The following is an 11511-nucleotide window of genomic DNA, read 5'->3' as shown; positions in this document are numbered from 1 at the left end:
GGGTATTAATAATGAAAGCTACTAAACTGGTACTGGGCGCGGTAATCCTGGGTTCTACTCTGCTGGCAGGTTGCTCCAGCAACGCTAAAATCGATCAGCTGTCTTCTGACGTTCAGACTCTGAACGCTAAAGTTGACCAGCTGAGCAACGACGTGAACGCAATGCGTTCCGACGTTCAGGCTGCTAAAGATGACGCAGCTCGTGCTAACCAGCGTCTGGACAACATGGCTACTAAATACCGCAAGTAATAGTACCTGTGAAGTGAAAAATGGCGCACATTGTGCGCCATTTTTTTTGTCTGCTATTTACCACTACTGCGTCGCGCGTAACATATTCCCTTGCTCTGGTTCACCATTCTGCGCTGACTCTACTGAAGGCGCATTGCTGGCTGCGGGAGTTGCTCCACTGCTCACCGAAACCGGATACCCTGCCCGACGATACAACGCTTTATCGACTAACTTCTGATCTACAGCCTTATTGTCTTTAAATTGCGTAAAGCCTGCTGGCAGTGTGTATGGCATTGTCTGAACGTTTTGCTGTTCTTCTGCTGATAGTGGTCGATGTACTTCAACATAACGCATCCCGTTAGGTTCCACGGAATATTTCACCGGTTCGTTGATCACTTTCACCGGCGTTCCCGTCCGCACGCTGGAGAACAAGGCTTTAATATCCGGTGCATTCATGCGAATACACCCTGAACTGACGCGCAAACCAACGCTGTCCGGCGCACTGGTGCCATGAATGAGGTATTCGCCATTACCATGCGCGAGGCGCAGTGCGTAACGTCCTAGCGGGTTATTTGGTCCGGCAGGAACGACTGGCGGTAATTTAATGCCACGCTCCAGCGAACGCTGACGAATGCCTGCCGTAGGCGTCCAGGTTGGGTTAGGGATTTTCTGCCCAACACGCGTTTCCATCACCGGCGTTTCCAGCCCCTGCAATCCAATACCTATTGGATAAACCTGCACAATATTTTCTCCCGGCGGATAATAATAAAGGCGCAGCTCTGCAAGGTTAACGATAATCCCCTGACGCGGTGCATCAGGTAATAACAGTTGTGAAGGAATAGTTATCGTCGTACCAGGTTTTGGCACCGGGGCGATAGTGTTATTGGCTTCAAGGATCAACATTGCCGCAGTATCAAAACGTCGGGCAATAGCCTGAAGGTTTTTATCCCCTTCTTGCACCGTATACGTTTGATTTTGCCCAACCAGTCGGCTTCCGGTTGGTGGTAGCGGATAATCAACCGCCCAGGCAGCCTGGATGGCGCTAAAAGCGCCGATAAGCGTGAGTGTAAGCAAAGATGCGCGTTTCATTGTAAACCTCCTGTATTTGCCGGAGACTCACGCTGAAACGTCGGATGGTGCTTATGTTCACCTGAAACCAAAACACTCCTGTGCAGGTCAGTGTAAACATTGACCATCCGGCAATGTGAGCCAACCGGATGAAAGCTGTCCCTTTAGTTTAGCTAAGTGCAGCGGCTTTGGCGCGAATTGCGCGAATCATCGCTTCCAGACCTTGTGAACGAGATGGGGTGAGATGTTGGGTGAGCGCCATTTTTTCAAACCACGGACGCACATCGAAATTGACAATATCCTGCGGCGTCATCTGATCGTAGAGAATAAAGACGACCGCAATAAGCCCTTTCACAATCGCCGCATCGCTGTCGCCCTGCAATTCAATAATTCCCTGCGCATTCTGGCGCATGACAATCCACACCTGACTCTGGCAGCCCTGAATGCTATTTTGTGGGCTTCGGTCTTCGGCGCGTAATTCTGGCAGACGCTGGCCCAGCTCAATAATGTAGAGATATTTCTCTTCCCAGTTGGCGCAGCGTAAAAAATTACGCAGCAATTTTTCTTTATCCGGCAATAAAGCCATAGTGCCTCCCTGTTATCCCAGCAGACGGTGAATACGTTGCAGGCCGGTCACCAGACGATCCACTTCTTCATGGGTGTTATACATGGCCAGCGACGCCCGACACATCGCAGGGACGTTGTAATAGGCCATTAATGGCATAGCGCAGTGATGTCCGGTACGCACAGCAATGCCGTAATTATCGAGAAAACTGCCAACATCATAGGCGTGGTGTTTACCGAGATTAAAAGCAATAACGCCAAGCCTGTTTTGTTGGCCATAGAGAGTGAGATCCGGTACAGATTCCAGCTGTGATAGCGCATAATGCATCAGATTCTGTTCATACTCGGCTATGCTATTAAGCCCCAGCGCCGAAACATACTCCAGCGCCGCGCCAAGACCAATGATGCCCCCGGTATTGGGTGTACCGGCTTCAAACCGCCATGGTGCTTTGGTCCAGGTAGTGCCTTCACTCAGGCTGACGGTGGCGATCATAGAACCGCCCCCTTCCCACGGCGGCATCTCCTGCAACAAGGCTTCTTTCACATAAAGAATGCCAATTCCGGTGGGGCCATACAGTTTATGCCCGGAGAACACGTAAAAGTCGCAATCCAGCGCCTGAACATCCACCGGATGATGCATCACCGCCTGAGCGCCATCCACCAGCACTTTTGCGCCATGCTGGTGCGCAAGCGTGATCATTTCCGCCAGTGGATTTTCTGTGCCAAGCACGTTGGAGACATGAGTAATTGCCAGCAGGCGAGTTTTCTCATCAAACAGCGTAGGCAGCGTCTCCAGTTGCAGCGTACCGTCGGGGTTGAGAGGGATCACACGCAGCTCTGCGCCAACGCGTGCGCAAAGCATCTGCCAGGGGACAATGTTAGCGTGGTGCTCCATCTGACTGATGATGATGTTATCGCCCGCCCGCACATTGCTGTTGCCCCAGCTATTGGCGACCAGATTGATCCCTTCCGTCGTGCCGCGGACGAACACCAGCTCTTCCGCCGAACGGGCATTAATAAACAGCGATGCCCGCTTGCGCACGTTCTCCATTTTCTCGGTCGCCTGGGCGCTTAAGGTATGAATACCGCGATGCACCGCCGCGTAGCCATGACGATAAAACTCGGCCTCGGCGTCAATCACCTGGCTCGGTTTCTGTGCACTGGCGGCGCTGTCGAGATAAGCCAGCGGCAAACCGTTTACCTCACGCGAAAGCACCGGAAAGTCGGCCCGCACTTTGTCGACGGAAAAAGTCATCTTGCACCTCCTGGCAGCCGTTGACCGATTCGGGCCAGCACCTGCTGTTTAAGCCCCTCATCACGCAGTGCTTCCGTCAGTTCGGCAGCAAAGGCGTAAATGATCATCTGCTGGGCATCCTGCTGATTGATCCCGCGCGAGCGCAGATAGAACATCTGTTCATCATCAATACGCCCCACCGTCGCGCCGTGGCTGCATTTCACATCATCTGCATAGATTTCCAGCTGCGGTTTTGTATCCACTTCCGCCAGTTTGCCCATCAGCAGATTATTGTTGGTCATCTGACCATCCGTTTTGATGGCGTGCTGCGCGACGTTGATCAAACCGTTAAATACCGCGCGGCCTTTGTCGCTGACGATAGTTTTGTGCAACTGTCGGCTGTTACAAAAACCTTTATTGTGTTCCAGCCAGGTACGGGTATCACACACCTCGTTTTTCACCGGCATCGCTAGGCTATTGATCCGCAGCGTGCTGTTTTCGCCATTGAGTTGCGTACTGGTGTTGTGTCGTAACACTGCGCCACCCAGCAGGAAACTATGGCTAAATGCGGTGGCATCGTCAGCCAGCAACAAATCGTTATGGGCAAAGTGGTGACTGACCGGGTTTTCAAACGCCAGCTTGATATGCTGCAAGTGGGCGTTCGCTGCGACATTGATAGTGAACCGTGCCCCGGTAAAATGACGAGCACCATTAAGGCTGACAAAATGTTCGATCACCGTTGCTTCGGCACCTTCCGCCAGATCCAGATGATGCCGGTAATGGGCAGTGTTCACCTCTTCACCTGCCACGCCCTGGGTGATATGCATTAACAGCAATGGCTTTGCCGGCCGTTGACCGCGCTTCACGGCGATATGCGTCACGCTTTGTGCCAGGCTTTCCGTCAAATGCAGAAACACTTCCGCCTGAATAGCGTCGGGTAACCCCTGACGGTCGTCGTTAATGCTCACTTCATATCCGCTGCCTTCAATTGCATCGCTCAGCGCGGGCACGTAACGTCCATCGACAAACACCAGCCGCACGGCGTCTAACGTTAACGCTAAGGCATCACGCTGCTGTGGGGATATATCTCCCGCAATGCTGACAAACTGACTATTGGTCAGCCCTTCCAGCGGCGTATATTTCCAGTTTTCATGTTTACGTGTCGGCAGTCCGGTACGCAGCAATTGTTGTAAATGCTGCTGTGCTTGCGGTGAGCGTTTTGTCCCTTCAGCTTCAAACAAGTGATGCCACTGTTGCAGCGCATTACTGCTGTTCGGTAAGCCAGCCATAACCCTGCTCCTCCAGTTGTTTGACCAACGTGAAATCGCCGGATTTCACAATTCGTCCCTGATATAGCACATGAACGTAATCAGGCTTGATGTAGTCGAGAATGCGTTGGTAGTGCGTAACAATGATGAATGAGCGCTTGCCATCACGCAGCGAGTTCACGCCATCGGCGACCACTTTTAATGCGTCAATATCCAGCCCGGAGTCCGACTCATCAAGAATGCATAACTCCGGTTCCAGCACCGCCATTTGCAAAATATCGTTGCGCTTTTTCTCGCCGCCGGAAAAACCAACGTTTACCGAACGGGTTAATAAATCTTCCGGCATCTTCAGGAGAGCGATTTTCTCTTCCATCAAATCCTGAAAATCAAAGCGGTCGAGCGTTTCCTGGCCGCGATAGCTGCGCACTGCATTAAGTGCCGTTTGCAGGAAAAACTGGTTACTGACGCCTGGAATCTCCACCGGATACTGGAAGGCCATAAAGATGCCTTCGCCTGCACGATCTTCCGGCGACAGTGCAAGCAAATCTTTGCCTTTGAACTCAACCGTGCCGCCCGTCACTTCATAATCTTCGCGCCCGGCAAGCGTTGCCGATAAGGTACTTTTGCCCGAACCGTTTGGCCCCATAATGGCGTGAACTTCGCCGGGACGAACGTCGAGGCTTAATCCACGCAGGATAGCTTTATCTTCCACGCTGACGTGTAAATCTTTAATACTTAACATATTTATTCCTTATCCGACGCTGTGTTCAAGACTGATGGTGAGGAGTTTTTGTGCTTCAACGGCAAATTCCAGCGGCAGTTCTGAGAACACGTCTTTGCAGAAACCGTTAACAATCATCGAGATGGCGTCTTCTTCGCTGATCCCGCGTTGCAGGCAGTAAAACAGTTGATCTTCACCAATACGTGATGTCGTTGCCTCGTGCTCCAGTTGTGCGCTGTTATTGCGACATTCGACATACGGGAAGGTATGCGCCCCACAATTAGCGCCAATCAGCATTGAGTCGCACTGAGTGAAATTGCGCGCATTGGTTGCCGTCGGCATGATTTTCACTAAGCCGCGATAACTGTTCTGACTATGTCCGGCAGAGATCCCTTTCGAGATAATGGTCGATTTGGTGTTTTTACCGATGTGGATCATCTTGGTGCCGGTATCCGCTTGCTGATGACCGCTGGTCAGCGCCACTGAGTAAAACTCACCAATGGAGTTATCGCCGCGCAAAATGCAGCTGGGATATTTCCACGTAATCGCTGACCCGGTTTCTGATTGCGTCCATGACATTTTGCTGTTTTCGCCTTCGCACAAAGCACGCTTGGTGACGAAGTTGAGAATACCGCCGGTGTTGTTATCGCCAGGGAACCAGTTTTGTACCGTGGAATATTTCACCTCGGCGTTTTTATGGATGATGACTTCCACCACTGCCGCGTGCAACTGATAGCTGTCACGCACCGGAGCGGAACAGCCTTCAATGTAACTGACGTAGCTGTCTTCGTCGGCCACCAGAATTGTGCGCTCAAACTGCCCGGTTTTTTCCGCGTTAATGCGAAAATAGGTGGAAAGTTCCATCGGGCAGCGCACGCCTTTAGGCACATAAATAAACGTACCGTCAGAGGCTACCGCCGCATTAAGTGCTGCAAAGAAGTTGTCATTCCCCGGCACCACGGTGCCGAGATATTTACGCACCAGTTCCGGGTGATCGTGGATCGCCTCACCAAAGGAACAGAAAATAATTCCCTGCTCCGCCAGTTTTTCGCGATAAGTGGTGGCAACCGAAACAGAGTCGAAAATGGCATCCACCGCCACCTCTTTGCCTTCCCGCACGGGAACGCCCAACTGCTCAAACGCCGCCTCCACCTCTTTACTTAAAAAGGCGTTCGCGCCAGTTTGCTGCACCGCGCCAAGTTCAGACGCGCAAGTGTCGTCACAATTACCGCACGATGGTGCTGAGTAGTAGCTGTAATCCTGATAATTCAGCTTGTCGTAGTGCGCTTTCAACCAGTGCGGTTCTTCCATCTCCAGCCATGCGCGATAGGCGTTTAGACGAAACTCCAGCATCCACTCCGGCTCATTACGCTTCGCCGAAATTGCGCGTACCACCTCTTCGTTTATCCCCTTTGCCAGCTCATCGGTGGCTAACTGGGTGAAGAATCCTTCTTTATAATTCAGCGGGCCGCCGGTCCAGGTTTTGACATCGTCAGTTGCTTCAGTATTACGAGACATAGTACCGCCTATACCCCAAAGCTTTCGCCACAGCCACATTCATTCTGGGCTTTAGGGTTGTGAAATTTGAATATCTGATTAAGTCCTTCACGAACGAAATCGACTTCCGTGCCATCAATAAACGGCATCGATTGCAGCGGGACAAACAGCTTCGCGCCGTCGTGTTCAAACAGCAGATCGTCTTTGTCCGGCTCGCTAACACTGTCGAGCACATAGCCAAAGCCCGCGCAGCCCGTTTGCTTCACACCTAAGCGCACGCCGACCATACCTGGCTGCTTTGCCACCAGCTCGCGGATGTGTATCGCCGCTGCGGGTGTCAGCGTTAAGCCTTGCCAGGCGAAATCCTGTGGGTTAAAGGTTCCTGAATGCATGTCCATCTATTTACCTCACTTCATCGCTTTCAGCGTATAACAGCATGTTAGTGATAATGATTATCAGTTCAACCCAGCAAACGCAGGGGCTTTACCGTAAAACATGCTTTTTGCCTGCTTTTAATAAGCATAGCCCCTGATGTGTGGGTTAACAGGCACGCTAAGAATTAGGTATCTCATTGTTAGATAATGGTTATTATCTAAGGAGCATTAAGGCTGTGATGAAAAAGAAAAAGTTGTATTGAAAATGACTATTTAAGAGATAGGTAAAAAAGTGCAGCGTTCAGAAATAAGAAAACCCTTAAGTCTGTGCGACACAGGCTTAAGGGTTTCTACCCCATCCGGCGCTTATCTCCGGCACTCTCAGTGGCTTAGCTCTTGAAGGGGCGATAAGAATAATCTCATAAAGCTAACCCGCCGTTTTAACACAAACTGCGATTAGTATTATTTTTGAACAATATCAGGCGGTAGATAAGCAGTATTAAGAAGGTCATCGAACCTAGACGGAGGTTAATCCAGGTCGATTTGGCGAACTTGCGGCATTAAGTCAGGATCAATGCACGCCCAGACGCCAGGCAAAGTAGATTTCTTCTTTTAATTCAGCAGAAGAGAGAGTAAGCAGGTCAGCAAATTCAAGTTCTAGTTGTTTCAGACGTTTGAGATATTGGGCAGGTGAAAGATTGCTCTGGTCACGGCGTAAAAATTCAATGGCCAGCTGGGTGGGATCAAGTTGAGTAGACATAGCATCCTCGCTTTTAGACAAGACCTGCACAGTATACCACCGTTTACTGTGCAGATAATGACCAAAAGCAATATGCGTCACACTTTCCTGGTGACAACGTCACAAAATGGCGGTCGTCAATCGTGACGAACAGCACAAACGCCCTTTCTCATCGAAGATTTCAATCTGCCAGACCTGGTGACGCGAACCGAGATGCAACGGTTTACATATGCCGCGCACCCGCCCTTCTCGTGCCGAGCGGACGTGATTAGCATTGATTTCCAGACCAACCACTTTTTGCTCACCTTCGGTACATAAATAACCGGCAACGGAACCGATACTTTCGGCCAGTACCACGGATGCTCCTCCATGCAGCAACCCGAAAGGCTGCTTTGTCCGCGAGTCTACTGGCATTGTCGCTTCAAGGGTGTCATCACCAATATGTTCAAAGCGAATATCCAGGAACCCCACCATGTTTCCTTCACCCATAGCATTCAGTGCTTCCAGAGTGATTTTCCGTTTCCATATCATTTAATAATCTCCAGTAAAGCCTGCACAGGATGGCGTACCCCCGTGCCTTCAACCCGTTTTACCTGGCTACGGCAGGAATATCCGGTCGCCAGACAGCGGTTACGCGGCAGTCGCTGCATAGCCTGATGCCAGGATAACTCATAGATCCCGAGCGAATTTTCATGGTTTTTCGCTTCATGTCCGTAAGTCCCTGCCATGCCGCAGCAACCCACGCTGACATTTTCCAGTTTCGCGCCAAAACGGGCAAATATCGCGGCCCATTGTGCTGGCGCGCCCGGCAAAGCGGTAACCTCGGTACAGTGACCAAAGAAATACCATGATTCACCGCTGACTGTAGCCACTGGATGTGACTCAAGTGCGCTTGCCAGCCATTCATTCGCAAGTAAGACGTTAAACTCGCCACGTTCCTCGCCCAGCGCCAGTTTATATTCATCGCGATAACAAAGTACCAGCGCCGGATCGACGCCCACCATTGGCATCCCAAGCTTAGCCATACGGTTGAGGAAATCCGCCGTCTTTTTCGCCGTCTTCGCAAAACGATTAAGAAAGCCTTTGATATGCTGGGCTTTGCCATTTGGCGAAAATGGCAGTAACACAGGCTGGAAACCTAATTTTTCAACCAGACGGACAAAATCCGCCACCACTTGCGCATCGTAATAGCTGGTAAAGGGGTCCTGCACCACCAACACCGTGCGCGCTTTCTGCTCTGCATTGAGAGCTTCAAGCTGTTCCAGCGTCATGTTTGCCGAGCGATGCCCCACCATTTGTTGTTGTAGCGAGGGGACCGACAGCAGTGGCAAATCAACCATGCCGATATGTTTTTCCGAGAGTTTGCGCACCAGCGGCTGGTTAATGAAGAAGTTAAAGGTTTTCGGCGCGCGTGCCATCAGCGGTGCGTAGCTCTCGACCGTAGCAACGAGGTGGTCGCGAAGCGGGCGTAAATAACGGGTGTGATAGAGCTGCAGAAAACGAGAGCGAAACTCCGGCACATCAATTTTGATGGGGCACTGGGTCGAACAAGCTTTACAGGCCAGACAGCCCGACATCGCCTCTTTGACTTCGTGTGAGAAGTCATATTCGCCTTTATTCGCATGCCAGCTATTGCGCGTGCGGGCAATTAACGTCCGCAAACTGACGCCGGATTCAGGCAGTTCTTGTTCCAGTTTGAGTGGGTCAACGCCGCGATCCGCCAACAAGCGCAGCCATTCACGCACCAGCGTTGCGCGCCCTTTCGGTGAATGAATCCGGTTCTGGGTGATCTTCATCGACGGACACATCGGACTACGGGCATCAAAGTTGAAGCATAAACCGTTGCCGTTACACTCCATCGCACCGCGCCACTGCTGGCGTACCGCAATGGGGATCTGCCGATCGAATGTACCGCGCTTCACCGCGTCCACTTTCATCATCGGCGCATCGAGACCTTCTGGCGGGCAAATCTTCCCTGGGTTGAGTCGGTTATGCGGGTCAAATGCCGCTTTCACTTTGCGCAGTTCTGCAAAAAGTTCCTCACCGAAAAACGCCGGGCTGTATTCAGCGCGAAAACCTTTGCCGTGCTCGCCCCACAACAAACCACCGTATTTCGCAGTCAGCGCCACCACGTCATCAGAGATTTGCTTCATCAAAATCTCTTGTTGCGGATCGCACATATCCAGTGCCGGACGGACGTGCAAGACACCTGCGTCGACGTGACCGAACATACCGTAGCTTAAGCCGTGGCTGTCGAGCAGCGCGCGAAATTCAGCAATATAATCGGCCAGATGTTCCGGCGGTACGCAGGTATCCTCAGCAAACGGAATTGGCTTAGCGGCACCTTTGGCATTGCCAAGCAGACCAACGGCTTTTTTGCGCATCGCATAGATACGTTCAACCCCCGCCAGCTCGCGGCACACCTGCCAGCCAATCACACCTGCCTGTTGGCTGGCAATCAGCTCATCAAGCCGCACACAGAGTGCATTAACTCGCTCGTCAATCAGCGCCTCATCATCACCAGCAAATTCCACAATGTTCAGTCCGAGCATCTCTTTGTCAGGCACATCGGTAATCAACTCGCTGACGGAATGCCAGACAATATCTTCCCGCGCCAGATTCAGCACTTTTGAGTCCACCGTCTCTACCGAAAGCGCCCGCGCCTCAACCATAAACGGCGCGTTACGCAGCGCAGAGTCAAAAGAGTCATATTTGACATTCACCAGACGGCGCACTTTAGGCAAGCGCGTAATATCCAGCCGCGCTTCGGTAATAAAGGCCAGCGTCCCTTCTGAACCCGTCAGAATGCGCGTCAGGTCGAACTCGGTCATCTCATCGTTAAAGACATGACGCAGATCGTAACCGGTAAGAAAGCGGTTAAGTTTGGGGAAGTTGTCGATGATTAACTGGCGTTGCTGACGGCAACGTTGATAAACCGTGTTATAAATTCGCCCGATTGTGGTATTGGATTTACCCAGCGTTTCCGCCAGCTCGACGGGTAAAGGTTGCGTATCGAGAATATCGCCCCCCAACAACACCGCGCGTACGCCAAGTACGTGATCTGACGTTTTGCCATAGACCAGCGATCCCTGACCGGATGCATCGGTATTGATCATCCCACCGAGCGTTGCCCGGTTGCTGGTCGAAAGTTCCGGCGCAAAAAAGTAGCCGAACGGTTTCAGGTACTGATTGAGTTGGTCTTTTATCACCCCGGCCTCAACGCGCACCCAGCCCTCTTCAGGATTAATTTCGATGATGCGGTTCATATGGCGGGACATATCAACAATAATCCCCTGGTTGAGCGCCTGACCGTTAGTGCCGGTGCCGCCGCCGCGGGGGGTAAAGATCAGCGATGAATAGCGTTCCTGCGCGGCAAGACGGGCGATCAGCGCCACATCTGCGGTTGAACGCGGAAATACCACCGCATCGGGGAGAAGTTGGTAAATACTGTTGTCGGTCGACATTGTCAGACGATCGGCATAACTTGTCGCCGCATCGCCGGTAAAACCTTGTTGCTCCAGCTCTTGCAAAAAATTAAGCACCAGTTGAACGACGCCGGGTGCCTGGGAAATCTGTGGAATCATTATATTGACCCTTTCCTGCGGTCTGTGATGTAGGTCGATACACTATTCTTTCAGGCGGCTGCAATAGCGCACTGAAAGGTGATGTTTATTTACTCTATGGATTTCGAGTTGCAGGAAGGCGGCAAGCGAGTGAACTCCAGGAGCTTACAATAGTAAGTGACTGGGGTGAACGAACGTAGCCGCAGCACATGCAACTTGAAATACGACGAGTAAATCGTTTGCGTGTTGCCTGAGT

General features: G+C 51.6%; 11 protein-coding genes. 1 reads left to right on the top strand and 10 read right to left on the bottom strand.

Annotated elements, in window-relative coordinates; genetic code table 11:
- Positions 1-11 precede the first annotated feature (11 nt).
- Complete coding sequence (gene lpp, locus ACUU1M_RS00160) at positions 12-248, top strand: murein lipoprotein Lpp (RefSeq protein WP_000648420.1); 237 nt, start codon at positions 12-14, stop codon at positions 246-248.
- 63 nt (positions 249-311) lie between these two features.
- Here lpp and ldtE read toward each other — a convergent pair whose 3' ends face one another.
- From ldtE to ydiJ, 10 genes are all read right to left on the bottom strand, one after another.
- Positions 312-1316 carry a L,D-transpeptidase LdtE gene (gene ldtE / locus ACUU1M_RS00155; protein ID WP_000817104.1) on the bottom strand — a complete coding sequence of 335 codons (1005 nt, stop codon included), beginning with the start codon at positions 1314-1316 and terminating at the stop codon, positions 312-314.
- Positions 1317-1464: 148 nt separating this feature from the next.
- Positions 1465-1881 carry a cysteine desulfuration protein SufE gene (sufE, locus tag ACUU1M_RS00150; protein ID WP_001196517.1) on the bottom strand — a complete coding sequence of 139 codons (417 nt, stop codon included), beginning with the start codon at positions 1879-1881 and terminating at the stop codon, positions 1465-1467.
- A gap of 12 nt (positions 1882-1893) precedes the next feature.
- Entirely contained in the window at positions 1894-3114 is a 1221-nt protein-coding gene (gene sufS / locus ACUU1M_RS00145; protein ID WP_000144579.1) for a cysteine desulfurase SufS, read from the bottom strand.
- Positions 3111-4382, bottom strand: coding sequence for a Fe-S cluster assembly protein SufD (gene sufD, locus ACUU1M_RS00140; RefSeq protein WP_000907989.1), 1272 nt, complete (start codon positions 4380-4382; stop codon positions 3111-3113). Before sufD ends, sufS begins: the two co-directional genes overlap by 4 nt.
- Positions 4357-5103 (bottom strand): Fe-S cluster assembly ATPase SufC, encoded by a 747-nt coding sequence (gene sufC, locus ACUU1M_RS00135; RefSeq protein ID WP_000948872.1) that lies wholly within the window; start codon positions 5101-5103, stop codon positions 4357-4359. Before sufC ends, sufD begins: the two co-directional genes overlap by 26 nt.
- 9 nt (positions 5104-5112) lie before the next feature.
- Positions 5113-6600 (bottom strand): Fe-S cluster assembly protein SufB, encoded by a 1488-nt coding sequence (sufB, locus tag ACUU1M_RS00130; RefSeq protein ID WP_005075135.1) that lies wholly within the window; start codon positions 6598-6600, stop codon positions 5113-5115.
- 8 nt (positions 6601-6608) lie between these two features.
- On the bottom strand, positions 6609-6977 hold the full coding sequence (gene sufA, locus ACUU1M_RS00125; protein ID WP_000367163.1) for a Fe-S cluster assembly scaffold SufA: 369 nt from the start codon (positions 6975-6977) through the stop codon (positions 6609-6611).
- Positions 6978-7524: 547 nt separating this feature from the next.
- Complete coding sequence (locus tag ACUU1M_RS00120) at positions 7525-7713, bottom strand: YdiH family protein (protein ID WP_001296104.1); 189 nt, start codon at positions 7711-7713, stop codon at positions 7525-7527.
- Positions 7714-7812: 99 nt separating this feature from the next.
- Positions 7813-8223 (bottom strand): 1,4-dihydroxy-2-naphthoyl-CoA hydrolase, encoded by a 411-nt coding sequence (menI, locus tag ACUU1M_RS00115; protein WP_000637981.1) that lies wholly within the window; start codon positions 8221-8223, stop codon positions 7813-7815.
- Complete coding sequence (gene ydiJ, locus ACUU1M_RS00110; RefSeq protein ID WP_000612934.1) at positions 8220-11276, bottom strand: D-2-hydroxyglutarate dehydrogenase YdiJ; 3057 nt, start codon at positions 11274-11276, stop codon at positions 8220-8222. Before ydiJ ends, menI begins: the two co-directional genes overlap by 4 nt.
- Positions 11277-11511 lie beyond the last annotated feature (235 nt).

This window comes from Shigella sp. SIG6, assembly GCF_053555815.1.
The sequence above is the reverse complement of the archived record's forward strand: the minus strand, read 5'-3'. Positions and strand labels throughout refer to the sequence as shown.